Origin of the sequence: Magnetospirillum fulvum MGU-K5 (assembly GCF_000442515.1) — a bacterium.
Lineage (GTDB): Bacteria > Pseudomonadota > Alphaproteobacteria > Rhodospirillales > Magnetospirillaceae > Phaeospirillum > Phaeospirillum fulvum_B.
Genome location: NZ_AQPH01000060.1, coordinates 1 through 23937, shown reverse-complemented (window position 1 = coordinate 23937; position 23937 = coordinate 1). Strand labels below are relative to the sequence as shown.

Here is a 23937-nt window from a genome sequence, read left to right as displayed (position 1 = left end):
GGCCCAGCCAATCGTTAAAAAAGGTACCTGTTCCGCGTTCGGGTCGCCCTTTGCCGCCAGCCACGCATGGGCCATTTCGGCCCAGCGCGCCAGTGGCGAGACATAGGACGGCAGTTGCAGCGAGACGTGATAGCCCGCCCGTTCCGGATGCTTGGCCCGCCAGGTTGCGCCCCGCGCCGGATCGTTAAAACGGGGGCGGTGGTGCTCGTGTATCTCCCCATCGCAGGACGGGCAGATAAAAAAGGGATCGCCCGGATCGCCGCCGCTTTCGATATTGGTGCGAAAGCTGTCCCAGTCCAATTCGTGGACATGGCCGCAATGCGGGCAAGCCACGTTCCAGCGCTCGTCCGATCCGGCCTTGACCGACTTGGTAATCCGGCAATTGTCGGCGACCAGCGGGGTCGAGACCTTGAAAATCTTGGCGTCATCAAACGCCTTGCTGCGGCTGTCGGCCTGCCCCTCGGGATCGCCCGCGCCGTTATCGTCGTCCCATTTGGCCAGATCGTCTTGGACCTGACGCTTGACCGAGATCTCGGACAGGCTTGACGGAGACGCCGCCCCCGCCAACTGGATCGTCGCCCGCCCGTCGCGGCGCTCCATATACGATCCGGTCGCGCTGGCGTCTTTGGTCCGGTCGGTCGCGAAAACGGATTTAAGCCGGGCGATCCCCTTGATAAACGGCTTGAATTTCATCCGCATCCAACGCCGGGCGTTCGGTTCGGTCGGATGCGTGTACAGCAGATGGGCCGGGTCAAGATCGGTCGAGGCGGCGGTGAAGATCATCGCCACCACGGTCCCGCCCAACTGCGCCCCCTTGCCCAGACTGACAATCCGGCACGGATGATCGGGAGACAGCACCTCGAACAGGCGGTCGAAAAACGGGAAATCGGCGGCGACATAGCGCCCGCCCGCCCGAGGCCCCTCGGCAAAGACGATGAAATCAACCGCCCATTTGCGCAGATCGACCGGCGGCGGCGGGGTCATTACTTCCGCTTCGGTCGTAAGGGCCAGCCACTCCGCGTTGGTCAAATGCGCGTCGAAGGGGGCCATCATCGTCTACTCCGGTGTGGGCGGGTCCTCCGGCAAATCAAGGTCGCTGATGAATTGATCTGTCGCTGCCGCCCGATTGCGGACGGACGCCGCCCTCTCCTCGCGCCAGAGCCGAAACTGTGTGCGGATCAGGATCACCAGCGCTCGCCGGTCCAGATCGCGGCCCTGTGACCGCGCATCGGACACCGCCGCCGCCAGCGCGTTGGCAAGGTCGGTGGTCAGCCAGATTTCGATCGACTGGACCCATTCGCCCAGCGCACGGGCAAAAGCCGCCCTTGCCGCACTGGTCAGGGTATAGATGCCGCGCTCCTCGGCGTTCTTGCGGCGCTCGCGCTCGGCGGCGATCTCGGCCTGATCGGCTTTGGCCTTTTGCAGGCGGGCCGCGTCGTCGTCGCCCATCGGGATCGTCAGGGCTGGGGCTGGGGCCGGAGACGGGACCGGCGTAGCAGCGGAGGGAGGCGGCGGCAACTCGCGCCCCTGCCCCAGAACCTGACCGACGTTGAGACGCTGGCGGAGCAGAGCATCAGCCTTCTCAACATCGATTTGTGCCGCCCGGCCTTCGCCAACCAGAGCCCCGGTCAGCCAGCCCGACGACACCCATTGTGATACGCGCGCAGCGCTCACCCCCCGATGCGCCGCATACGCTCCCTTCGAAAGCACGGCCATCGGACTTTAGCCCCTGTTAAGGCTTCGACTTTAGCGAGTTAACCGGGTTAAGCCGACTTAACCCTTTGAATTTGCGTGTCACTGGGCCTACATCGCGGTTCGCATTACCCGATGTGGGAACCCCCTCGGGAAGGACCCATGGGGGCGGGGGTGGGTCAGACCACGCGGATCGAGAATCAAAAACCCCGCCGGACTGTCAGTCGGGCGGGGTTGATGCACCTCGGTTAGGATGACGAAGCTCATACCAGAATTTGTGTGGCTTGTGCAAGCTCTTTCAATTTTCCGTCTCTCTCCATCCCGTCGAGGATGGTTTCGAGCGTCCGGTTCAAAACCTGATTGAGCTGCCACCGCCCGCGTGAGTTCGGATCGATCGCCATGATCTCTTCCCACGGCGTGCGTCGAGCCCACTCCAGAACCACCCGTCGGGCGAACTTATCCCCCCCATACGAATTGACCCACCCGATTACGATTTCGACGGCATCGACAACATGGTCTGAGGTTCCATTTCCTCCCGTCGCACCATTGGCAAGACGTTCGAGGATTTCGGCGGCCGTCTTTCCCTTGACCCGATTCAGATCGGGCAGGCTATCGGCCAGCTTGCGGATAATCCGCATCGCGGCCCGGAGGCACAGCTTCAACTCTTCCACCTCGCGGCGCACCGGGCGAACAGTCCGCACCCGCGTCTTCAGCTCGACCGAGACATGGCCTCTGTCCTGAGAGACGATTTCGGCGCGGGCATTGGCCGAGACCAGCGGAGCCCGGACACGGCGCGCGGCGACCTTGTCGGCCTCACTCGCATAGACAATCTTCGTTTTCCCAGCCATTCCCGTTCCTTTCTTTTGTCCGCCCTGTCCGGGTTATCATTTGACCTCGGACAGCGAAAAAACCCTGTCTCTGCTTGCCTTTGTCCGCCCTGTCCGGGCTGTCCGGGCATCTCCTCACGCACACACGCCCGCGCCCTATACGCGCCCGCGCACGCGCGCGAAAAAAACAACCCGGACAACCCGGACAACCCGGACAAAGCCCGGTTCTAAGCGACTCTCCTCTGTCCGGGATGAGGCATCACCCCGGACACCCCGGACAGTCTGGTTAAGTCAAATCCCAACACCCGCCATCATCAGCAACGGGAGGGGGAGCAGGTGGCGGGGAATCTCCCTCCCCATCGCCCCAATCGAACTTCCGGCCGACCATTGACGAAAAATGGTCCCTGCATTCCCGCAAAGTGGGGAAATCCTTCCACCCCCGCGCCCGCGTCCAGACCTTTTCGCCACTGGAATCGACGACCCAGACGTCCTTTTCGATCAAGGGCACCCTGACCTTCTGATCATCCCGGAAGCGCCTCGGAACCTTCCCCCGGACGGCGATTGCCCACTGTTCCTTCGGCATCTTGCGGCCCCGGTGGATGCGGTCAACGAACAGCCTGAAATCGTCGTACAGCGGGCCGGTCGGAACATCGCTCTCCCACCCGTCATGCCAGGGCAAAAGACGCCCATCGCGCAGCTTTCCGAGCCACCAATGGTCAAAGTCGGACATACTGGCGACCTTCTGTTCCCACAGCCCTTCCGTGTCGGGGATTTTGCGCAAATTGACCTGAGACAGATCGAATCGCAGCAGGTAGGCCAGCAAGTGTTCGCGGCCTCCCGCGTCCATTTCTTCGTCGATCCTCGCAAAAAATGAGTGGTCCTGAAGGTTGCCGTCCGCGACATCCAGAACAGCAAACCGCCTTTCCTCAAATCCGGCGGGGACCACCCAGGTATTGTTGCTGGTCACATACAGGCGGATCAGGTTTCGGACCTGGACCCCGTCGACCCCCTTGCGCTCCAGCATGTGGACATCGCCCGTCACCAAATCCTTGAGAACGCCTTCGGCCTCCTTATCGCCCGCCCAGAACCCCTCATCGGCCTGAAGCAAGAGGCAGTTGAACATGTGACTGTTGAACTGCCCGGTCAGATGGGAAGACTTAGCGACCTTGACGTAATGATCACCTAGTAAAGAGCCGACCACCTCGCCCGGCTTGCTTTTCCCCGAGCCCTGACGCCCACGCAGAACCAAGGCAGTCCCGACTTTGGATTCCGGGTTCTGGACCAAATCGGCGAACCATCCCCACACCCATCGGCCGATATCTTCCTTTTCCCCCGCGACATTGCGGGCGATGTGGTCGGCAAAGGTCGGGATGTGCTTCAGATGGTCAGCCGGGTTCGGATAGAACGGCGCGGGCGAGACGGAATATCCCCGCCAAAGGTTGAACCACCGATTCCCGCATATCTCGTCGGGCATCCCTTCCGGGGCAAATTCGACCCCGGCATATTTCCGCCGCTCTTTGCTTTTGAGCCACAGCCCGCCGATCCCGACCATCCGCCGAGCGTCTTCGTCAAACGCCTGTTCGTCGTCGAGCCATGCCTTAAAGGCCTCAATGCTCAGGAATTCGACAACCGGCCTCCGCCGGTAATTGACCGTCTCACGCAAGATCAGAGCTTTCCCCCCCAAGAGGACCAGAGCAAATTCCTTCGAGATTTCCCGCAACCGCTCCTCAAGAGGATCTCCAGGACGACGGACACCGCTTCCGCCGCGCCCACCCTTGCGCTGTTGCTTGGCCTTAGCCAAATCGATCGGCTCCGTCATGCCACCCCCCGCACCGCTTCCTGGGCCACCTGGACGCGCGGATGGCGTAACCGAGGCGGTCGAACGTGTTTTTCCAAAGCCTCGCCCAGCTCAATCGATGCACCGACCAGGGTGGACAACGCCCCCAAGGCTTCCCAAGCCCGCCCCCAATCGATCATCACTACGCTGTCCCTTCCTTCGGCCTGATCTCGCAACCAGGGGAGAGGGCCATCGGCGACGAAAACCGGCCGCACCAGCCCCTGCGCCTCAAGCGCCAGGGCCTCGGCCACGACATTTTCTCCCAGCACGGTGGCGGTGCCGGTGCGCGTTGAAATCTCGCCCGAGCGGACATCCCACCCGACCAAATCAAGCGGCACGGCGTCTCCCGGACCCGTCTCCCACACGGGAAGAACGAGAAGCGAGACCCCCACGGCCCCGCGCTCGACCGGCTCCCACAGCATCGGGCGGACAGCATCGGGCCAGTCCTGACCGTCGAGCGCCCGGCCCTTGATGACCTTGGCGCGGACAAGGCCGACGCCGCCGATCCGCTTGACCAGCGCCTCCCAATCCACCCCCTGGCGGACCAGCCACGCCGGGACCTCGGATGCGGCGGCAGACGCCACCGCCCGCGCCCAATCGTCACGCAAGATCGCGGCTCCCGGCACCGGGGCGACCTTGCGGCGCGACCGCCCGACCAGCAGCACCGGCCCGGCCAAGCGATAGCGCCGCCGCATCCGCCCCCGCCATGTGTCCAACACAGCGCGGCGCATCGTCGGGTCGACGATCTGGGCAGCAGAGGCAAACAGCGTCCGCTCCAGCGCGGCCAGACGCTCGGGCGTGTCGGGGTGCGATCCGCGATGGGCTTGCCACCACACGATATCGATGATCGATTGCCCCCCGGCCAAGGCGACCTTGACCGCGTCAAGCCCGCGATCGCGGACCAGAGAATCGGGATCGTGGCCTCGGGGCAGCGAAGCCAAGCGCAGATCATGGCCCGGCCGCAGCAGAGGCAACGCCCGCGCTGCGACCCGATCGCCCGCCGCCCGGCCCGCGCCGTCACCGTCCAGGCACACCACCAGCTCGGGGGCGTATCGCCACAAGGCCTCGATCTGGCGCTCGGTTACCGCCGTCCCCAGCGGAGCCACCGCGATCGGCAAACCGGCTTGATGCAACGCGATCACGTCGAGATAGCCCTCGACCAGCACCGCCCGCCCGGTTTGCCCCATCGCCTCGCGCGCCTGGGCCAGCCCGTACAGGGTGCCGCCCTTGTCGAACAACGGCGTCTCGGGCGAGTTCAAATATTTAGGCTGACCGTCGCCCAGGATGCGGGCACCAAAGGCGATCACCCGCCCCGCCGATCGGTAATCGGGAAGGTGACCCGCCCCCGGAACAGGTCGCGGGTTGAGCCATCCTCGCGGCGATGGAGCAACCCGGCCTCGATCAGCAAAGCCTCGGGAAAACGATCGCCCATCAGCGCCGCCTTGAGGCCGCCACCCATCGGAGCCCACCCCAGCCGGAAACGGGCAATCGTCTCGTCGGTCAGCCCACGACGATGCAGATAGGCCAACCCCTCCGCCCCGCCCGGATCACGCAACCGCGCCTCATACCACGCCGTCGCCGCGTCGAGCGCCTCGTGCAAGGTGGCGCGGCGCTGATCGCGGGCACGCTCCTCCGGGCTGGCGCGCGGCACCTCGATCCCGGCCTCGTCGGCCAGTTGCTCGACCGCGTCGAGGAACGACAGCCCCCGCGCCCGCATCTCGAACCCGATGACGTCGCCATGCGCCCCGCAGCCGAAGCAGTGGAAAAACCCCTTGTCTTCATTGACGGTGAAGGATGGGCTCTTTTCGGTGTGGAAGGGGCACAGGCCGGAATGCTCGCGGCCCTTGCGCTCCAGCTTGACCCGGCGACCGATCACCGACACCAGCGAAACGCGATCGCGCAGCTCGTCCAGAAAGGAATCGGGCAGGCTCATCGCGGCACCCTGCGGGCACGGAGATCGAGGATACGCGGCTCGGATGTAAGGGCGGCGTTGAGGTCCGCGAGCTTAAGCGCGGATGGAATCTTGGCGTTCATGACGAAGCCCTCTGACTGGCGCTACGAGCACCAACAGCAAGGCTTCTGACGGCCTCGCTGGCGGCGGGAGGTTCAGAACCCAGAAGACTGGTCAGAGACAGGCTTCGGGCGGAGTTATTCCCCTGTCGGGTATTATATTCCTCGCCCTCCCGCCATAGCGGGACATGCACCGGCATAGCGCCGGGCATGAAAAAGGCCACGTTTCTTTCGGGGTGGCTGCCGCTCTGACAATCTTCGGAGGTTCTGACGCCTCCGAAGACCACCATGCCCGTCTCGGACTCCGAGGTCAAGCCCCGATCCCGCCCGTTTTTAACCGCGCCCGCCATTACCACAGACTCCCCTGTTTGGGGGCAGGAACGCCCGCCGCGACCGGGGCCGGAGACGACAGCTTTTCGACGACAGCAGCCTTCGCCGCCGGGCGATGATCGGCGCAATACCAGACATACGCGCCGTCGACCTTGCGCGGATTGCGCCGCCCATAAGGCCCCCACGCACCGCAGACCGCGCACAGATGCTCGTGATCGGGGATCATCGCGCCGCGACCTCCGGCGGGTTGTCCAACACGGCGCGAACGCCGTTCGCCACCGCGCGCGGATCGGCAACCGGGGCCAGATCGGCGACGATCTTGCCAAGCGGCCACATCGCCGCCAGCCGGTACTGTATCGCCACAGCCAAGGGAGAGCGCGGGCCGGTCATTCGGCGGCCCCTATACACACCGATGTGTATTTACCACTTGCAACAATACACATCGATGTGTATTGTGAAGGAACAAGAGGGAGGAAACGATGTCGATCAGCAGCCGCGAAGCCATCCGAAAAATAGAAGCCGATGGCTGGTACAAGGCGGGGCAGACCGGGGACCACATCCACTTCAAGCACCCCACCAAACCCGGCAAGGCGACAATCCCCCACCCCAACAAAGACCTGACGATCAAGACGATCCGCAGCATCGAGAAACAGACAGGGGTAAGCCTCCGCTAGGAGGCCACTTACACGAGAACAAGGCCAAACCGGAGGCGACACCTCATCAAGCCCGGTAAGGACACAATCAACATCACTTGTTACACTTGAAATGACACTCAAATAAACCTCCGCAAGGAGGTTGCTCGCTAGCAAACAACAAAAAGTCAAGGATAACACATTATGAAACGTCACTACCCGGCAGTTATAGATAAAGACATCGGCAGTGACTACGGTATCAGCTTTCCTGACTTTCCTGGCTGCATCAGCGCCGGAGAAACCCCCGAAGACGCCATTGCCATGGGAACCGAGGCATTGACTGGACATATCGCCCTTATGGCCGAGGACGGCGATGCCATCCCCGCCCCCACTCCGGTTGAGGCCGTGACGTGGGAAAAGGACGAAAACGTCGTCTGCGTCGCCCTGATTCCGGTCGTCGTCCCCGGTAAGGCCAAGCGCATCAACGTCACTCTGGACGAGAGCCTGATCGAGGAGATCGACGCGATCGCCCCCAACCGTTCCGGCTTCCTGGCCGACGCAGCCCGCGCCGAATTGACCCGCCGCCGCGCGGCGGCTTGAGAAAAGAGGCAGAGCGGCACCGTTCAGAGCGCCGGGCGGGGTGTCGGCAGACTCCCTTTGCTGGCCCGGCTCGGTGCCGCTCATCTCATTTGGCCGCCACGCGATATGGAGGCCGTAAGCCCCGTGATGGACCCCGGACAGCGCGAACCAGTTGATCCGCCACCCAGCATTATGGAGGACGCACGCCGCCAGATCGTCGCAACGCTGCACAAGGCTATCCATCATCGCCACCACACCAGCGCAGCCGCGCCAGCGGACAACGCCGCCCAAATCAGCGCCGCGCCCTGACTGATTTGATCCATCACTCCGCACAGACCCGAGACATCGATCATGTCAGTCCCCCCGACCAATCGCCCGCGCCGCATGGGTCGTGCCCGGTCGCGGCGACCATCCCGCCGCCCGGTTAACCCCCCGCCGCGCCACATCGATCCCGTATGCAGCCCAGCCCTTGAGCGGCTCGTCGGCAAAAGCGGGCGGCAGATCGACCTCAACACCCGATTCTCGCGCTGCGTGGAAAATTTCGGCCACGGCGAAAGCCGTCCGCCATTTGGCCTCCACCTCATCCCCCCGCCGTAGCGCCGCCAGGATATCGGCAAGGGCCGCCGCGATCCCGGAATCACAATCGGCTACGCCCATCGCCCAACCCTCCCGGAGCCGGGGCCGCGCGCGACGTGGACCCGGCTGGTCCGCGCCCACAACGCCCCGTCCTCGCCCAGCGCGACCGAGAGCGGCTCGTGCAGCGCCGCGACCATCATCACCACCCCGGCCAGGGTGCGGATCAGCGGCGATCGTGACGGGATAGCCGATGCGCCAGCACCATCAGCTGCTCGGTCCTGGTATTGATCCATCGGGTCAGCCGCGCCGACAGGTCCGCCAGCGCCGTCAGCCCCATCGATAAGCGCGCGAGCAGACGCGCGCAGATTCTGGCTGCGGTGTGATTCATGGGTTACCCTTTGTCGGATCAGGGCGACTCGCCGCTCGATCGCGGCCAGATCTCCCAGCAGGTCGGAATCGGTTTGGCGCAAGACCGGGGCGAAAACGCAAAGTAGGAAGTCCTCACCCCAATATTGTGTCATTGCGACAAGATGTTTTGGCTCCGGCAACTTGCCCGTGCGCCACTTTTTGGCGGTCTGTTCAGCGACGCCAAAAAGCGCCATTAAGTCCTTTGCCGAATACACCCGGCACCATTGGCCGAAGGCATCGCCGACCGCTCCAAAGGACAGAACATTAAGGGCCGCCAAGGTCATTTCAGTTTCCCCCCGACTGCGACACCCTGCGCGAAATGACAGGAGACAAATCGATGCCACCCAAGAAACCCCGCACCCTCGAACAGGAACTGGCCGACGCCGCCGCCGCGCTCGAAGCCGAAGGAAAGCCCAGCGCCGCCGCTTTGCTGCGCGAAGCCGCCGCCTCGGCGACCCCGGACCAATTGGCCGAGCCGGTGCCGGACGCAGAGGAAAAGGGGGAATGAGGCCATCACGCGGCCTCCCCGGGCTGATCCGCCGTCAGGACGAAATCCCCGGCGCTGTATCCGATCCCGGATCGATCCGCCGCCACCATCAACGCTCGCATTGCATCGGCAGAGAGCCGCCCGCGCGAGATCATCATGCGTAAGGCGGGAAGCTCCCCCCGATACCCGGCGCTGACCATCGCGGCGAACGCGCCGTCCCGGCCCCCCAGCTTGTCGATGATCGCGAACGTTTTGTTTTCCATGGGCACCACTATGAACAATCCGTTCATTGCCGTCAATAACGAAATGTTCATGGCGCGGGGGCTAGGCCAATGAACAAACTGGTCGCCATGATTAAGATCGGGGAAAAATTGCGGGAAATCGCCGCTGCACGGGGCATGTCCAACGCCGAGGTCGCGCGGCGGGTGGGCATCAGCGCCGAGCGCTACAGCCATTATGTCCGCGCCAACCGTCAGCCCGATTTTGACACCCTGATCGCGATTTGCCGGGTCCTGGACGTGACCCCGAACCACCTCTTTGATGTCGGGATCAATCAGGACGAGCCCCTACCCACCCCCACCCATCGCGACGGATCGCGACGGCCTGGTCTATGAGGATGAGGTCTATGTCCCGGTGCCGGTCTATGACATGCGGGCATCAGCCGGATTTGGCCTGACCACCGAGTCAAACCCCGCGCCGCTCCACTCTAATTTTTATCGGTTGGACTGGCTGCGCCGGGTCACCGCGGCAACCCCGGACCAGCTCGCCGTCGTCCGCGTCTGCGGCGACTCGATGTGGGACACCCTGCACGATGGGGACCATGTCCTGGTCGACCGGACACAGACATCGCTACGCAAAGAGGGGCTGTTTGTGCTCGATGTCGAGGGCGAGGTCTACGTCAAGCGCTGCTCCTACCGCCCCGATACGCGCCGCGTCACAATGCGCAGCGACAACAGCGCCTATCCGACCTGGGACGCGATCGACCCCGAAACGGTGACGGTGATTGGCCGCGTCCTCTGGCTGGGCCGCCACCTCGGATAGATCAGGCCCGCCGCCGCGCCCGCAGCCGCCGGATCAACACCCGACGCCGCCGCAACACCCGCGACGCCTCGACAAAACTGCCCGACAGGATACCGGCGGGCATTGCGATCATCCCGATCCCGATCAAGGCGACGATCCCGCCCAGGATTTTACCCGCCACCGTCACCGGGTAAACATCACCATAGCCCACGGTGGTCAGGGTCACGATGCTCCACCACAGGGCGCGGGGGATGCTGCCAAAGGTCTCGGGCTGCGCATCGGACTCGGCCAGCCAAAGCATCGTCGCCGAGATCAGCAACACACAGGCGGCAATCGCCAGCGTGACCGCCAGCTCGCGGCGGCACCGCCGCACCGTCAGCTCGACCAGTAGCACCGACGACGAGTAGCGGCCCAGCTTGGCGATCCGCAGCAGCCGCAACAGGCGCAGCAGACGCAAAACAAAGGCGTCGGACGCCCCAGCCAACAGCAGGGTCGGCAGAAAAGCGGCCAAATCGATCAGCGACATCGGCTGAATGACCCAGCGCCACCGACCGCGCCACCCGGAAAAAGGGGGCTCCTCTCCCGCCGCCCACAGCCGCACGCCATACTCGACCGCGAACAGGGCGGCGACCGATAGGTCAATCCACCGCATCACCCCGCCCCAAGCGTCCGATAGTGCGGGCTCGGTCTCCAACACAAACAGCGCCAGACTAAGCAGCACCAGGGCGACAATCCCCTGATTGAGCGGGGACATCGCCCCGCCCGGCCACGCGGTCGGCTCCAAATGACGATAGATCCGCGCCCGCAGCGTCAAGGCGCCCGCCGTCACCGCCCGACCACGCCAGGGGCCGCCGGGCACAGCGCAAGCTGATCGGGCTTCAGGTCAGGACGGGCGCAATCCAACCCACCGACCGGCCCGCCCGTTGCCGATTTTCGCACCGCCCCGACCCTTGGCTTGGCGGATTTTGCCGCCGCTGCCTTCGGGACGTGGATATGGACGTGTGTTGTTCGCGCCTTGTGATAGGTGCGATGCGATCCCCCACGCCCGCCATGCCCACCCCGGGCCTCCGCATCCGTCGTCACCAGGATCAGCGCCGCCGCAGCGGCAATCAAGACGACTAATCGCCCTACCACTTCGCTCTTTTTCCGCATTTTTTTGCCCCTCCCCCTACCGGGGAGAGCATCGCGAACGCCGTTCGCCCCGACCATGAACATTTTGTTGTTGACTGAGTGTGAACAAAACGTTCATGTTTGACCCAGCAGAACGCGGTGATCGGCACCGCGACACGGAGGGGAGGCGAGACGATGGCCCGCAAACCGCTCAGAGAAATTGCCCGCAAGCGTCAACCACTGTCGTTCGAGGCTTTTTCGGCCCTTTACGACAAGCTTGGAGCGGCCGCCGACGGCTTTGCCGATCTCGGCCTTAACGACCTCGCGGCTGAAATGTGCGCTGTCCGCGTCCGCCTGTCGCAGGCATGGGCAGCAATCACCACCGCCGAGCGGGAGGGCCGTTGACATGCCGTCCGCCTTTGTCGCTGCCCGCATCGCCGAGGCCCGCGCCATCCTGGCCCGGCCGTTTTCGTACCGCGCGTCTCTGGTCGAAACCGCCGCCCGCGTCTTGATCCAATGGGAAGGCCGCCCGGCATGAGACCGCGCCGCCGCCTCCGTCGTCTCGTCCGCCGCGTGATCGGCCCCGGCCTCGCCTTGGCGTCTTGGATCGGGTCGGCGCTCAACCGACCCCGGCGCGGCCGGATCGTCGCCCTCCCCCTATCCCCCGCGAACGGCGTTCGCCTCCCGCGCACAAAGTGAGCCTCGCCATGCCCGCCACCCCCGCGCCGTTGCGCCCGATTGATCGTGTCTTTGCCCTGGCGATTGCCCAGGGCCACACCAACCCCGAAGGCGGGGTCAGCATTCGCGGGCTGGCCCGCGCCGCCGGAATCAATCACTCGACGCTGATCAACGCCCGTGACGGCAAAAGCGGACGATTGAGCGAGGATACCTATGCCGCCCTGGCCACGCTGTTAGGCACCACGGTCGGCGCGCTGCTGGGGGAGGCCCCGCCCGCCGCCGATCCGGCCCCGGCCGGGCTGGCGCTGCTGCGGCTCGACCAGATCGACGCCTCGCCGCTCAACCCGCGCAAAACCTTTAACGCCACCGCGCTGGACGAGCTGGCCTCCAGCATCGCCGAAAACGGGCTGTTGCAAAACATCGTGGTCCGGACGGCGGACCAGGGCCGCTATCGGATCGTCGCGGGCGAGCGCCGCTGGCGCGCCCTGACCCTGCTCGCCGAGCGTGGCCAGTGGGACGCAACCGCGCCGCTGATCCCGGCCAAGGTGGTTGAGGCCGACGACGCCGAGCATTTGGCCCTGGCTGTGCTGGAAAATCTCCAGCGCCAGGACATCAACCCGATGGAAGAGGCGGAGGGCTTCGCCCAGTTGATCGCGCTCGATCCCGCCCGCTACACCCCGCGCGCGATCGCCGACAAAATCGGCTGCTCTGCCCGACACGTGCAACAGCGCTTGGCGCTGGTCGAGCGCCTCGCCCCCGAGGTCCAGTCCGCCGTCCGCTCCGGCTTGGTCAAATTTACCCAGGCCCGGGTTTTGACGATGGCATCGCCCGAGCGCCAGCGCGAATTGGTCAAAAAAATCGACAAATTCGCGACGACGGACCAGCTCAAAAACGAGATCACGGCGGGCATGGTCCCGGCCACCCGCGCCATTTTCGACCTTGCCACCTATACCGGCCAGATCGTCACCAATGACGACACCGGCACCCGCTACTTTGCCGACAAAACCGAGTTTTTGGCGGCGCAGCGGGCCGCTGCCGAGGCCATCGCCCAATCCCTGACCGATGATTGGGCCTGGACCGATTTCTACCCGCAATTTTCCCCCGAATTGCGCCGGTTCGAGGCTGGCACCGCGACGGAGACACGCGGCACCCCGGCCCAGATCGCCTATGCCTTCGACGAGGCCGACCGTCACCGCGCCGGGGCGCTGGTCCATTTTGATCCCCATGACGGCCGCGTCACGATCCATACCGGGTTGCTCCAGCGCCGCCCGCCCGACCCCGAGGCCGAGGCGCGGCAGCAAGCGGATATGGCCGCGCGCGCGGCCGCCAGCGCGGCCCGGCAACAGGACATCACTATCGTCGCGGACCAGATCAAGGCCGCGCTGTGCGCCGATCCGCACGGCGCGCTGCGCCTGTTGATCCTGTGGCCTGCGCTCAATCTCCGCGTCAGCCCGACACCGGCCTTTGACCTCAATCGGGCCAGGGGCATCCCCAAAGAGGAGATAAACGGCGGAGAATGGCGCTTTCTGGCCCGCTTTGTCGAGCCCGCCTCGGCATTGGGCAATCACGTTCTGAAGGAGGATGCCGATATCGTCGAGGTCTGGCACGCCGCCCAGAAAATCACCGATGCCGCCGCCGCCCGAAACATGGGCCGCCTTGTCGGCGCCGCGCTCCACCATCGCCTTACTGGTGGCATCACCCCTCTGGGGCTGGCCATCGCCGAGTATTACGGCATCGACGTCCCCGACTATCTGCACCCCTAACGGAGAGCCACCATGCCCCCAAAGAAATGGGTCCCCACCGACTATCTCGACGAGTTTTCTCCGGCCCCGCGTGACAACCCGTCCGACTGGCTGATCCGCCTGCCGGATGGCCGGATCGCCCTTGATGCCAACGACACCAATCCCAACGCCGCGCCCCAGCCGCTGGTGGACGGGGAAATCATCTACATGTCGTGGACGGAGCATCACGGGACCGGAAACGTCTGCGTCGCCGTTGACGGAGTGATCGTGGCAATCCCACCGATGCCGCCCAGCCCGCCCGGCGGAGCCATGTTTGTCCACAGCGGAGAGCCTGAATCGGTCTCGCCCGACCTCGAAACCCTCACCGAAACCTGGGACCATGGCGACAGCGACACCGTGACCTATTTTGCGTGGTCCGATTCCGGGGTGCCCTACATCCTGGTCGGCCCCGTGCTGGAACAGGTCGAGCCCGCCACAGTGGCGCGGTGCCGCATCCTGTCGGAGATCATCGCCGAACGCGCCCACCAGGACGCCCGGTGGGGCGGCCCCGCCCATGACGACACCCACGACGATTTGGCGTGGTCGTGGATCATCCGCCACCACCTCTCCAAGCAACGCCGCCCCACCGATGCGGCCACCGACAATTACCGCCAAATCCTGGTCGAGATCGGCGCGCTGGCTGTCGCGGCGATTGAGTCCTACGACCGCCGCCACGCTACGCCGGACGAGGCGACCGATCAGGCCGCGCTGGACGCCTGGACCCGCTCGGGCTGGTCCGATCTCGCTCAGGCGGAGGACTGATCGTGGACGGCGGCATCGCCAGCGAGGCCCTGATCCAGGGGATCAGCCGGATCGAGCGGTTGGAGGAGGAGAAGAAAGCCCTCGGGGCGGATATCAAGAGCGTCTACGACGGCATGAAGTCGCAGGGCTTTGACGTCAAGATAATCCGCAAGCTGGTCGTTTTGCGCCGCCAGACCGAAGACGAGCGATCGGAAGAACGCGCGCTGCTCGATCTGTACATGGCCGCGATCGGCATGTCAGACGGACAGCCCTTGAGCGACCGCACCCGGGATCAACTGAGTCGCCCCAAGAGCCCCCCCCCCCACGCGACGAGGACGATCCGTCCGACACGGGGGGATGGTCTATCAATCCGGCCCGATCTCCCGAGCCGCCGCCCACCGCGACGATCGACGAGGCCCGCACCATGGGCAGGCAGGCGGCCGAGACCGGCAAGCCCGTTTCGGCTAACCCCTTCCCGGCGGGCGACCCCCGCCGCGCCGCCTGGGACGAGGAATGGTGCCGGGCGGCGGGAAGCGACGGGATGGAAATCCCCGAAGCTTTTCGCCGCAAGAAAAAGCCGCAGAAACCCAAAGATCACACCGACACGGACAAGAAAGACTGACCCATGGCCACATTCAAACCTTCCTCCGCGCTTAAGCGCATGGCGACGATCCTACAGCCCGACGAGGCCGAGGAACCGATTTTGACCCCGCCGGTCCGCGAAGCCGTCCACCAATGGATGACCGAGATTCGCGCCGCCGACGAAATGGCTAAATTGGGGATCAAGCCCCGCTGCACCGCCCTTCTGTCCGGCCCGCCCGGCTGCGGCAAGACCACCCTGGCCCACCATTTCGCGATGCGCCTGGGGCTGGCGCTGGTGTGCGTCAATACGGACCAATTGGTGTCATCGTCCCTTGGCGGCACCGGTCAAAATGTTGCCGCTATCTTTGCCGCCATCGAGGAACAGGAAGATCTCTGCGTTCTTTTTTTGATGAGTTTGACGCGATCGCGGGCAAGCGGCAGATCGGGCGGGGCGAATGCTCCGACGAGATGAATCGCGTCGTCAATAGCCTGCTGGTCTACACCGAGCGTTTCCGGGGGACGATGATCGCCGCGACGAATTTGTCTGCGGCGATCGATCCGGCGATGTGGCGGCGCTTTGGCCTGCAACTTGAAATCGGCTTGCCGGGGGAAGACGAGCGCTACGCGATCCTCGCCCGCTATATCGCCCCGCTGGGGATGGATGCCGACACCCTGGAATACCTCACCGAGGTAACAGCGGGCGCGCCGCCGTCACTGCTGCGCCAGATGATGGAGGGGGTCAAGCGGGACCTGATCCTGTCGCCTCGCCTGGGCCGTCCGACCGATGCCGGGGCCGTTTTTGCCCGCGTGGTCGCCTCGACCCGCCCGGCGCCGGAATACGACCCACCGCCGCTGTGGGACGGCACCGAGCATGTACTCGGGAAAATCGACAAGCTTCCCTGGCCCCCGAGCCTGCCGACCCCCCTGGCCCCCGACCCTGCCGGAGGCCGCATAAATGGCTGATACCATCGACAAGGCCCAGGAGGTTGCCGAAATGCACCGCCTCGCCGCGTTGTCGCGCCTCCCACCCACCCCGTCGCCCCGCCCCGTCTCTGCCGAGTGCGAAGAGTGCGGCGAGACGATCACCGAGGCCCGCCGCCGCGCCGTGCCCCACACCACGCTATGCGCCGATTGCGCCGCCGAGGCCGAGGCCCAGGCCCGGCGCCGTTCTCTAACCGGGGGACATTGACATGGCCGGAAGCGTCAACAAGGTGATCCTGATCGGACATTTGGGCCGTGATCCCGAAATCCGTACCGCCCAGGATGGCGGCAAGATCGCCACCCTCAACATCGCCACCTCGGAATCCTGGAAGGACAAAGCCAGCGGCGAACGCAAGGAAAAGACCGAGTGGCATCGGGTGGTGATCTTCAATCCCAACCTTGCCGAGATCGCCGAGCGCTATTTGAAAAAGGGCGCGCCGGTCTATGTCGAGGGCGCGCTCCAGACCCGCAAATGGACCGACCAGAGCGGGGCCGAGCGCTACACCACCGAGATCGTCTTGGGGCGGTTCAAGGGCGAACTGACCCTGCTGGGCAGTCGCGACAGCGGAGCGGATCGCCCGCCCCCGGCCTCTGGCCCGGACGATTACGGCCGCGCCTCTGGCCGCCAGTCCGGAACCACTGGCGGCGGATCGTGGGAACCGCCGCCCGGACTTGACGACGAAATCCCGTTTTAGCCAGCACCGGCAGAGGACAACAGACATGTCCGATAAATCACGCATCGACTGCGCCGATACCCCAGCTCCGCAGCCCCCAGACGTCGCCGCGATCATTGCGGCCTCTCCCATGTGCAACAGATGCGCCCACGCCCCCAATTGCCTACGCCCGTTCCCCGGCGGGGGGCTGGTGATCGGCTGCGTGTACTGGACCCAGGACGCAAAGGCTACCCATCCCAAAATCGCCGATCAGCGGCGGGAGCGGGCAATCACCCACCTTACGCCCCCCTCCCCGGATGCGCTTGTCGTCCCGCCCATGTCGCCCGAGGCCGAGGCCGCGCTTATCGAGGCTTGGCACTCTGCCGAGGCCAAAGACGGGCCGAGCCTCATCTTGCCCGTGCCCGAAACCGCCGAGCAGCGGCGGAAGCGGCGGGCGAAGATCATTCATTTCGGCAGATTTGCCAGACTCGGCCCGATTGCCATCACCGACGCCATCGAGGCCAGCGACCGCGCCGCCGGGTGCGATCCGGACGAGTTGAGGGAGACGGAAACCGAAATTTCCCAGACGCACGATTGGGCGCGTCAGGATGTCTGTTTAGTGATCGCCGAAAGATGCGGATTCCCGAATCTCGTGCGCGAATTTAAGCGGCTGAGATCGGAATGCGAGCGGTTGCGGAATGAGTGGGATGACGCAGGATTCGAAATTGAGACATTGAGCGAGAAGTTAAGCGCGGCGCGGGCCGAGGTCGAGCGACTGAACCGGGTCGCCGAAGAAAACAACGACCTGATGGCGCGCGCCAACGCGCTGTATGTCCGCTCCTGCGAAAGCAACGCCACCCTCGCCGCCCAGGCGATGTTGCGGGTAGTGGAGGCCGCTGACCATTGGGATCGGGTTAGGGGGAGTGACCCCGTAACCCGCGCCGATGTCGGTGATGCACTGATTGATGCCGTGCGCGCTCATCGCATCGCCACCGGACGCGACGCCCTGACCGGGGAGGCGGAGTGATGGGTGACCTGTACAGAAAAGTCACCTGCCCTTATTGCAACGGCAAAGGCGGTTCCGCGTCGCCAATCGATGGCGAATGGAGCGAATGCGCCGAATGTGATGAAACCGGCGTAATGACCGTCGGGGCTGTGCATCGCGCAAACGCATCCTTTGCTGCCTATTGCTCCGACGGGTGGAGCCGCGACTTGTTCCGAGTTGAATTGTCAAAACCTGTACCGGCCTGGATTTCACGTCTTCCGACAAATGGCGCTGGGGAGGCGAAGTGATGCTCTACCACCAATACACTCATGTCTACGGCGACCCCGATACGTGGTGGCAGATTGAGTTTTATCGGCGGGATTGGCCGGTCGCCCGGTCTCGCCGCCCGCGCCGCGAGTCTTACGGCAAGCGGATCGCGTGGACCCTGTATCTGCACCGCTGCCGCGCCATCACCCGGGAAATTCCGGATTGGGACCCGCGCCGTCACCGTGAACAGGAACGGAACACGGCGGGATATAACGCAAAATATCGCAAGGCCGGATGGGGGAAACGCAAATGAGCGACCACAGCGCCATCGAATGGACCGACGCCACTTGGCAAATCGCGTCCGGCTGCTCGCCGGTCTCGGCCGGGTGCCGCAATTGCTACAGCGCCCGCCTCGCCGGGACGCGGCTTAAGCATCACCCCCGCTGCCAGGGGTTGACCTGGCAGCCCGACAACGGCCGCCACGTCTGGACAGGAGAGGTGCGGCTGCATCCGGACCAGCTTGACCAGCCGCTGCGCTGGCGCAAGGGCCGCCGCATTTTTGTCGGCGACCGCACCGACCTGTTCCACCCGGCGATCCCGGACGACTATATCGACCGGGTGTGGGCGGTGATGGCGCTCACGCCCCGGCACACCTATCAGGTCCTGACCAAGCGGCCCGAGCGGATGCGGGAGTATCTGGACAACGATCTCCTCGGAATCCGCCTGTCGGACCTGATCGACTCGGAGTGGCGCGACGGGCGACGCGGGGAGCCCATCGTCTCCTTGCCCCTCCCCAATGTCTGGATCGGTGTGTCGATCGAGGATCAGACCACCGCCGACGCCCGCATTGACCACCTGAGGGACACCCCAGCAGCGGTGCGGTGGGTGTCCTATGAGCCCGCGCTGGGGCCGGTGGACCTTGGCCATTGCCTGGATGGCCTGCCGCCCAATTACTGGATCACACAGATTGATTGCCTTGATTGGGTCGTGATGGGCGGCGAGAGCGGCCCGCATGCCCGGCCGATGCATCCGGACTGGGCGCGGGGCCTGCGCGACCAGTGCGCGGCGGCGGGGGTGCCGTTTATGCTCAAGCAATGGGGGGAGTGGACGTCGATCTATGACCGTGACCGGGACGACCCGGATTGGCAGCGGTGCCCAACGGTTGACGGTCAAATGGGCCGTGGAGATGAGAGGTATCTCAACCTTGCTGGCGGGTGCGGATTTCACGGCGATCGCGTCATAGCGGTGTGCAACGTCGGCAAGCACTCCGCCGGTCGCCTGCTCGACGGGGTCGAGCACAACGGGATGCCGGGCGAGGTGGCAAAATGAAGCAATCCATATCCATTGCGGCAGCCGCCGAGATACTTGACACCAGCAAGGATACGATCCGGGATATGCTCGATAAAGGGCAGCTTTGCGGGCACTACCTAAGGCGAGAGCGCCGTGTCTATGCAGACAGTATCTCCGAGTACCAACACGCGCACGAGATAAAGGCGAAAACCGCAACCTCACCGGATACGTCGCAAAGACGAAGGCGATCCGAAGGAAGAACCGAGGCAAGCCGCACTCTGGCCGGATACGGAATATGACTGTCTACTACAACAAATCCCGCAACAAGTGGATGTATGACTTCGAACGCTCCGGACAGCGTCACGCGGGATATTGCTCGACCGAGACAGGAGAGCCGGTCACAAGCAAACGCGCCGCCCAGGCTTGCGAGGCGAGGCTAAAACGTCTTGCCGAGACGGCATCGCCGACGACAGCGGGCGCGTCCCTCGCCTGCTGTTATACGGTCGAGCAGCTTTTTGCGGATTATGTCAGTCAGAGCGCCGCCACGAAGCGGTCTTTCGAGGGCAATATTCGCCGCTACGTCACCGAATGGCTTGATTTTTTAGGCCGCCAGACCGCCGCCGCGTCGATCACGACCGATACCATCGAGCGCTTTATCGAGCATTCGCGCTCCCAGCGGCGCGGAGTCTATTCCGGGGGGCCTCGCAAAGGGGGAGCGATTGCGGTTAAATCCGACGCGCCCACCCGGAGCGACAGCACGACAAACAGATATCTCGCCAGCCTACGCGCCGCGATCAATTGGGGCGTTAAAAACGGCAAATTGGCCCCGGTATGCATCCGCAGCCTCGACGAGCCAGCCGAGCTACCGACCCCGATCAGCCCCCAGCTTGTCACGGCAATTTGGGCAAAGGCTCCGCCGCACCTCAGACTGGCGATTACAATCGCCGTCCACACTGGCCTGCGCCTGGACGAGACGCTCTCGCTGCGCTGGTCCTGGATCGACATCGAGGCGAGGACGATCACTCTGCCGGGCCGGGCCACAAAGTCAAAGGCGGGGCAGATCGTCTATATCAACGACGATCTGGCGGCGGCCCTTGAGGGCACGCCCCATCATTGCGATACCGTGATTGCCTATACTCGGGCGACCACACCCGACGCGGTCAAACGCCACCCGCCACGGCCGATTAAATCCATGAAACGCGCCTGGCAGTCAGCCCAAGCCGCAGCCGGGATCACGCAACCGTACCGATTCCACGATCTACGCGCGACGTTTTGCACGGCCGTTTTGCGGGCCAATAATAACCCTATCGCCCTCAAATCGGCCGCCCGCCACGCCTCTCTCAGCACGACCATGCGCTACGCCAAGCTAGCCGACGATTCAGTTCGACAGGCGTTTGACGCGACAGCCGGTTTGTTAAATCCCCAAACGCCAACCCCAAACAAGAGGCCAGCTAGACCGCGTAGCGGTGTCGGGGGGAACAAAAAACATAGCATTTTCAATGCTGTGTGCTTGGCGTCCCGGAAGGGATTCGAACCCCTGACCTACGGTTTAGGAAACCGTTGCTCTATCCTGCTGAGCTACCGGGACGCGAGCGCTTTGAGAGCGCGGGGGTTATAGCATTATCGCCAGGGAGGACGGAAGCCCCGATCGGACGGGATGCGCCCAGACGCTGTCATGGTTTGACGCTTGCGCGCCAGGACGGGTGCGGGCATAGTCCGCGGTCCACCGATGCCAACGAAAGGTATAGAGCATGAGCGGTTGGCGCACCCATGACGGTCAACACTCTGACCGACAGCCGATCAAACGGTCAAAGGACGAAAAGCTGCGCCTGTTGCAGCGTTTGAAAGAAGAACAGACGGCGTTCAAGCCGTGGGCGGCCGCTTCGGTCAAAGCCGCCCTGTCCAAGCGCATTGCCGATCTCGAATTCGAGTTGGCCGCCTCGCGCTAACCTTCTGCGGACCTGATAAGACGGTCCGCAGCCCCCCGTCACTTTTCCCGTCATGGGCGGGCCTCGTCCCGCACATCTCCCGCTTCCGCCTCCGCTTTTCCGGGGGATCGGAACCGCACGGGTGGCCGTGTCTGACACGGCCATGACGCCAGGACCAGCCCCCGTCACTGATCCGGATGGCATTCGCGGTCGTTGATCCGCGTCTCGATCAGCGCGGTGTAATCCGGGATCATCACCCCGGTATGCTGGTATACCGTCGCGGTCGATCCGCCTTCGCTCCGGGTGAAGTCGGCGACGAGAAACACCTCGGCATGAAACACCGCCTCCAGCGTTCCGGTCAGAACGGCGCGGTTGTTATCCGACGCGATCACGCAGCGATAATGGTAATTGGGGCCGTTGGCGCACCATGACATCATCCGGGCCGCCCGAGGGCAGGCGGCGGCAGGCGACACGCCCATGTGGATTGTTTTGATGACCTCGGCATTGGCCCGCAGCGCCTCGGGACTGTGATCGGGGCTCACCATCGAGCAGCCCGACAGGGTCAAAGCAATCGCAGCCCCAGCAAATACGGACCGCACCCTTGCGATCCGATCCAACGAAACGACAGACACAGCAATTCCCCATCCAAACGGAGCGCGGACCCGGATCAGTCCCCGGCGCGGTTCAACAAATCATCGACGGTGCGGCACAGCCGGTCCAGATCCTCGGGCCGGGACAGGCGGTGATCGCCATCCTTGACCAGACAAATCTCGACCTCATCCGACGCCAGCATCTCGGCAAAATGAAGCGAGGTCCGCCACGGCACGTCGCTGTCGCGCTGACCGTGGATCAGCCGAACCGGACAATACAGGTTTATGAAGTCGCGCAGCAGCAGATAATTGCGGCCGTCGTCAATCAGGGCGCGACGAAAGCGCCAATGCGGTTCTGCCCCGTCGCCGCTTTCATCGTCGCTGAGGGTAATCTCGCCGGTTTCAAGCAGGGTCCGCCGCTGATCGAGATCGAGATCGGCCCAGATCAGATCCTCGGTGAAATCGAGCGCGGCGGCGATACCGACCAGACCGGCCACGCGGGCCCGCAAGTCCAGCGCCGCCAGCGTCGCGACCCAGCCGCCCATACTGGAGCCGACCAGGATTTGCGGCCCCGATGTCAGCGCCTCGATCACCGCGACCGCGTCGGCGGCCCAACGGCCGATCGTGCCGTCAAAGACGTCGCCCGAGGATTCGCCATGACCAAAGGCGTCGAAGCGAAGGAACGCCTGCCCTCGGGCGCGGCACAATTCCTCCAGCGCCAGCGCCTTGCCGCCGCTCATGTCCGAGCGATAGCCGTGGAGAAACACCACGCCCGGGTTTTTTCCCTCTAGCCTGTTGTAGGAGATTGTCGCGCCGTCGGGGCGTGATAATATCCCGCGCCCGGTGAGACCAATCTCGCCGTCCCTGATCGCCGTCATGGCTTTTGCTCTCGTTTCCGGATGTCCATGGACCACGCAGTCCCCTTAGTCGCGCCCCCGTCGGGCTCCCGTCCGCCCGTGGTGTTGCAGGTGCTGCCCGCTCTGGTCACCGGCGGCGTCGAACGCGGCACCATTGATGTCGCCGCCGCCTTGGCCGAAGCCGGGTGGACCCCCATCGTCGCCTCGGAAGGCGGGCCGATGGCGCGCGAACTGTCCCGCGTTGGGGCAGAGCATATCACCCTGCCGCTCGCCAGCAAGAACCCGTTGACGATCAGGCGCAATGCCGACCGTCTGTCCAACCTGATCGAGCAGCGCGGGGTCGATATCGTCCACGCCCGCTCGCGCGCTCCGGCCTGGAGCGCCTGGATGGCGGCGGCGCGGACCCAGCGTCATTTCGTCACCACGTTCCACGGCACCTATAATCTGGGCTGGTTCGGGCTGAAGAACCGTTACAATTCGGTGATGACTCGCGGCGAGCGGGTGATCGCGATTTCCGAATTCATCGCCGAACATGTCTGGCGCATCTATGGGGTCGATCCCGACCGCATCCGGGTGGTGCCGCGCGGCATCGACCTCAACCGGTTTGATCCGGCCCGCGTCAGCCCCGAGCGCATCATTCAACTGGCGCAGAAATGGCGGCTGCCCGACGGCTATAAGGTCATCATGCTGCCGGGTCGGCTGACCCGATGGAAGGGTCAGGCGGTGCTGATCGAAGCGATGGCCCTGCTCGACCGCCGCGATCTGCGCTGCCTGCTGGTCGGCTCGGACCAGGGACGTACCGATTACAACGACTATCTGGTCGATCTGGTTCACCGCCGCCGCCTGGGCGACATCGTCCATCTGGCCGGAGAGTGCAACGACATGCCGGCGGCCTATATGCTGACCGATGTCGTGGTGTCGGCCTCGACCGATCCCGAGGCATTCGGCCGCGTCGCGGTCGAGGGCCAGGCGATGGGCCGCGCCGTGATCGCCACCGAACACGGAGCCAGCGCCGAAACCGTGCTGCCCGGCCAGACCGGGTGGCTGACGCCCCCCGGCGACGCCGAAGCGCTGGCCAAGGCACTGGACCGCTTCC

The 23937-nt window shown here is 64.5% G+C and carries 31 protein-coding genes, 1 tRNA gene and 4 pseudogenes; 20 read left to right on the top strand and 16 right to left on the bottom strand.

The window, feature by feature from the left end; genetic code table 11:
• The 8 genes and pseudogenes from K678_RS13560 to K678_RS18760 form a co-directional block, all read right to left on the bottom strand.
• A partial coding sequence (locus tag K678_RS13560) for a phage terminase large subunit family protein (protein ID WP_021133029.1) occupies positions 1-1053 on the bottom strand: 1053 nt, incomplete at its 3' end.
• A gap of 3 nt (positions 1054-1056) precedes the next feature.
• Positions 1057-1674 carry a hypothetical protein gene (locus tag K678_RS13555; RefSeq protein ID WP_155804553.1) on the bottom strand — a complete coding sequence of 206 codons (618 nt, stop codon included), beginning with the start codon at positions 1672-1674 and terminating at the stop codon, positions 1057-1059.
• Between the two features lie 281 nt (positions 1675-1955).
• Positions 1956-2540, bottom strand: coding sequence for a hypothetical protein (locus K678_RS13550; protein WP_021133027.1), 585 nt, complete (start codon positions 2538-2540; stop codon positions 1956-1958).
• A 265-nt stretch (positions 2541-2805) separates the two neighbouring features.
• On the bottom strand, positions 2806-4338 hold the full coding sequence (locus K678_RS17895) for a primase-helicase family protein (RefSeq protein ID WP_021133026.1): 1533 nt from the start codon (positions 4336-4338) through the stop codon (positions 2806-2808).
• The gene (locus K678_RS19575) at positions 4335-5543 is read right to left on the bottom strand and encodes a toprim domain-containing protein (protein WP_231376265.1); all 1209 of its coding nucleotides are present in this window, start codon (positions 5541-5543) and stop codon (positions 4335-4337) included. The genes K678_RS17895 and K678_RS19575 overlap by 4 nt, the downstream gene beginning before the upstream one ends.
• Positions 5544-5609: 66 nt before the next feature.
• Positions 5610-6289: pseudogene (locus tag K678_RS19570) on the bottom strand (DNA primase); the annotation flags it as partial.
• Positions 6290-6715: 426 nt separating this feature from the next.
• Positions 6716-6922, bottom strand: a complete 207-nt coding sequence (locus tag K678_RS13535) for a hypothetical protein (RefSeq protein ID WP_021133025.1) — start codon at positions 6920-6922, stop codon at positions 6716-6718.
• Entirely contained in the window at positions 6919-7086 is a 168-nt protein-coding gene (locus K678_RS18760) for a hypothetical protein (protein ID WP_155804552.1), read from the bottom strand. The genes K678_RS13535 and K678_RS18760 overlap by 4 nt, the downstream gene beginning before the upstream one ends.
• An 89-nt stretch (positions 7087-7175) precedes the next feature.
• On the opposite strand from K678_RS18760, the gene K678_RS13530 reads away from it, so the two are divergent.
• Complete coding sequence (locus K678_RS13530; protein ID WP_021133024.1) at positions 7176-7370, top strand: type II toxin-antitoxin system HicA family toxin; 195 nt, start codon at positions 7176-7178, stop codon at positions 7368-7370.
• Between the two features lie 162 nt (positions 7371-7532).
• Positions 7533-7928 (top strand): type II toxin-antitoxin system HicB family antitoxin, encoded by a 396-nt coding sequence (locus K678_RS13525; RefSeq protein WP_039853199.1) that lies wholly within the window; start codon positions 7533-7535, stop codon positions 7926-7928.
• A 333-nt stretch (positions 7929-8261) separates the two neighbouring features.
• Here the strand turns inward: K678_RS13525 and K678_RS13520 are convergent, their stop codons facing one another.
• Positions 8262-8564 carry a hypothetical protein gene (locus tag K678_RS13520; RefSeq protein ID WP_021133022.1) on the bottom strand — a complete coding sequence of 101 codons (303 nt, stop codon included), beginning with the start codon at positions 8562-8564 and terminating at the stop codon, positions 8262-8264.
• A complete protein-coding gene (locus tag K678_RS13515) occupies positions 8555-9175 on the bottom strand; it encodes a hypothetical protein (protein ID WP_021133021.1) in 621 nt (206 codons plus the stop codon). The genes K678_RS13520 and K678_RS13515 overlap by 10 nt, the downstream gene beginning before the upstream one ends.
• 53 nt (positions 9176-9228) lie before the next feature.
• Here K678_RS13515 and K678_RS13510 point away from each other — a divergent pair, with 53 nt between their 5' ends.
• Positions 9229-9399, top strand: a complete 171-nt coding sequence (locus K678_RS13510; protein WP_155804551.1) for a hypothetical protein — start codon at positions 9229-9231, stop codon at positions 9397-9399.
• A gap of 5 nt (positions 9400-9404) precedes the next feature.
• Here K678_RS13510 and K678_RS13505 read toward each other — a convergent pair whose 3' ends face one another.
• The gene (locus K678_RS13505; RefSeq protein WP_021133020.1) at positions 9405-9668 is read right to left on the bottom strand and encodes a hypothetical protein; all 264 of its coding nucleotides are present in this window, start codon (positions 9666-9668) and stop codon (positions 9405-9407) included.
• A 42-nt stretch (positions 9669-9710) separates the two neighbouring features.
• On the opposite strand from K678_RS13505, the gene K678_RS13500 reads away from it, so the two are divergent.
• Both K678_RS13500 and K678_RS18300 read left to right on the top strand, forming a co-directional pair.
• Positions 9711-9992, top strand: a complete 282-nt coding sequence (locus K678_RS13500) for a helix-turn-helix domain-containing protein (RefSeq protein ID WP_021133019.1) — start codon at positions 9711-9713, stop codon at positions 9990-9992.
• Between the two features lie 19 nt (positions 9993-10011).
• Entirely contained in the window at positions 10012-10419 is a 408-nt protein-coding gene (locus tag K678_RS18300) for a S24 family peptidase (protein ID WP_021133018.1), read from the top strand.
• Position 10420: 1 nt separating this feature from the next.
• Here the strand turns inward: K678_RS18300 and K678_RS13490 are convergent, their stop codons facing one another.
• Positions 10421-11227, bottom strand: a complete 807-nt coding sequence (locus tag K678_RS13490) for an ion transporter (protein ID WP_155804550.1) — start codon at positions 11225-11227, stop codon at positions 10421-10423.
• On the bottom strand, positions 11224-11550 hold the full coding sequence (locus K678_RS13485; RefSeq protein WP_155804549.1) for a hypothetical protein: 327 nt from the start codon (positions 11548-11550) through the stop codon (positions 11224-11226). Before K678_RS13485 ends, K678_RS13490 begins: the two co-directional genes overlap by 4 nt.
• A 99-nt stretch (positions 11551-11649) precedes the next feature.
• Here K678_RS13485 and K678_RS13480 point away from each other — a divergent pair, with 99 nt between their 5' ends.
• The 13 genes and pseudogenes from K678_RS13480 to K678_RS19965 form a co-directional block, all read left to right on the top strand.
• Entirely contained in the window at positions 11650-11913 is a 264-nt protein-coding gene (locus K678_RS13480) for a hypothetical protein (RefSeq protein ID WP_039853191.1), read from the top strand.
• Between the two features lies 1 nt (position 11914).
• Complete coding sequence (locus tag K678_RS19775; RefSeq protein ID WP_269210525.1) at positions 11915-12046, top strand: hypothetical protein; 132 nt, start codon at positions 11915-11917, stop codon at positions 12044-12046.
• A 169-nt stretch (positions 12047-12215) separates the two neighbouring features.
• Positions 12216-13949, top strand: a complete 1734-nt coding sequence (locus tag K678_RS17880; protein WP_021133015.1) for a ParB/RepB/Spo0J family partition protein — start codon at positions 12216-12218, stop codon at positions 13947-13949.
• 12 nt (positions 13950-13961) lie between these two features.
• The gene (locus K678_RS13470) at positions 13962-14729 is read left to right on the top strand and encodes a hypothetical protein (RefSeq protein ID WP_021133014.1); all 768 of its coding nucleotides are present in this window, start codon (positions 13962-13964) and stop codon (positions 14727-14729) included.
• A gap of 2 nt (positions 14730-14731) precedes the next feature.
• Positions 14732-14950 (top strand): annotated as a pseudogene (locus tag K678_RS19565) (DUF2312 domain-containing protein); the annotation flags it as partial.
• A gap of 182 nt (positions 14951-15132) precedes the next feature.
• Complete coding sequence (locus tag K678_RS19560; RefSeq protein ID WP_039853188.1) at positions 15133-15330, top strand: hypothetical protein; 198 nt, start codon at positions 15133-15135, stop codon at positions 15328-15330.
• A gap of 3 nt (positions 15331-15333) precedes the next feature.
• Positions 15334-16253 (top strand): annotated as a pseudogene (locus K678_RS19970) (AAA family ATPase).
• A complete protein-coding gene (locus tag K678_RS13455) occupies positions 16246-16479 on the top strand; it encodes a TraR/DksA C4-type zinc finger protein (protein WP_021133012.1) in 234 nt (77 codons plus the stop codon). Before K678_RS19970 ends, K678_RS13455 begins: the two are co-directional and overlap by 8 nt.
• A 1-nt stretch (position 16480) precedes the next feature.
• A complete protein-coding gene (ssb, locus tag K678_RS13450) occupies positions 16481-16966 on the top strand; it encodes a single-stranded DNA-binding protein (protein WP_021133011.1) in 486 nt (161 codons plus the stop codon).
• 25 nt (positions 16967-16991) lie between these two features.
• Positions 16992-17951 carry a hypothetical protein gene (locus K678_RS13445; RefSeq protein ID WP_021133010.1) on the top strand — a complete coding sequence of 320 codons (960 nt, stop codon included), beginning with the start codon at positions 16992-16994 and terminating at the stop codon, positions 17949-17951.
• Positions 17952-18216: 265 nt separating this feature from the next.
• On the top strand, positions 18217-18489 hold the full coding sequence (locus tag K678_RS13440; protein ID WP_021133009.1) for a hypothetical protein: 273 nt from the start codon (positions 18217-18219) through the stop codon (positions 18487-18489).
• Positions 18486-19505: a DUF5131 family protein gene (locus K678_RS13435; RefSeq protein WP_021133008.1), complete on the top strand. Its 1020-nt coding sequence runs from the start codon at positions 18486-18488 to the stop codon at positions 19503-19505. Before K678_RS13440 ends, K678_RS13435 begins: the two co-directional genes overlap by 4 nt.
• 256 nt (positions 19506-19761) lie before the next feature.
• Positions 19762-20829: pseudogene (locus K678_RS19965) on the top strand (tyrosine-type recombinase/integrase); the annotation flags it as partial.
• Positions 20830-20977: 148 nt separating this feature from the next.
• Here K678_RS19965 and K678_RS13425 read toward each other — a convergent pair.
• Positions 20978-21054 (bottom strand) — tRNA-Arg (locus tag K678_RS13425).
• 163 nt (positions 21055-21217) lie between these two features.
• Between K678_RS13425 and K678_RS13420 the strand changes: the two genes are divergently transcribed.
• Positions 21218-21415 (top strand): hypothetical protein, encoded by a 198-nt coding sequence (locus K678_RS13420; protein ID WP_021133007.1) that lies wholly within the window; start codon positions 21218-21220, stop codon positions 21413-21415.
• 164 nt (positions 21416-21579) lie between these two features.
• Here K678_RS13420 and K678_RS13415 read toward each other — a convergent pair whose 3' ends face one another.
• Both K678_RS13415 and K678_RS13410 read right to left on the bottom strand, forming a co-directional pair.
• Positions 21580-21993 (bottom strand): hypothetical protein, encoded by a 414-nt coding sequence (locus K678_RS13415; RefSeq protein ID WP_231376263.1) that lies wholly within the window; start codon positions 21991-21993, stop codon positions 21580-21582.
• A 68-nt stretch (positions 21994-22061) separates the two neighbouring features.
• Positions 22062-22862, bottom strand: a complete 801-nt coding sequence (locus K678_RS13410) for an alpha/beta hydrolase (protein ID WP_051185937.1) — start codon at positions 22860-22862, stop codon at positions 22062-22064.
• A gap of 27 nt (positions 22863-22889) precedes the next feature.
• Between K678_RS13410 and K678_RS13405 the strand changes: the two genes are divergently transcribed.
• A partial coding sequence (locus tag K678_RS13405) for a glycosyltransferase family 4 protein (protein WP_039853203.1) occupies positions 22890-23937 on the top strand: 1048 nt, incomplete at its 3' end.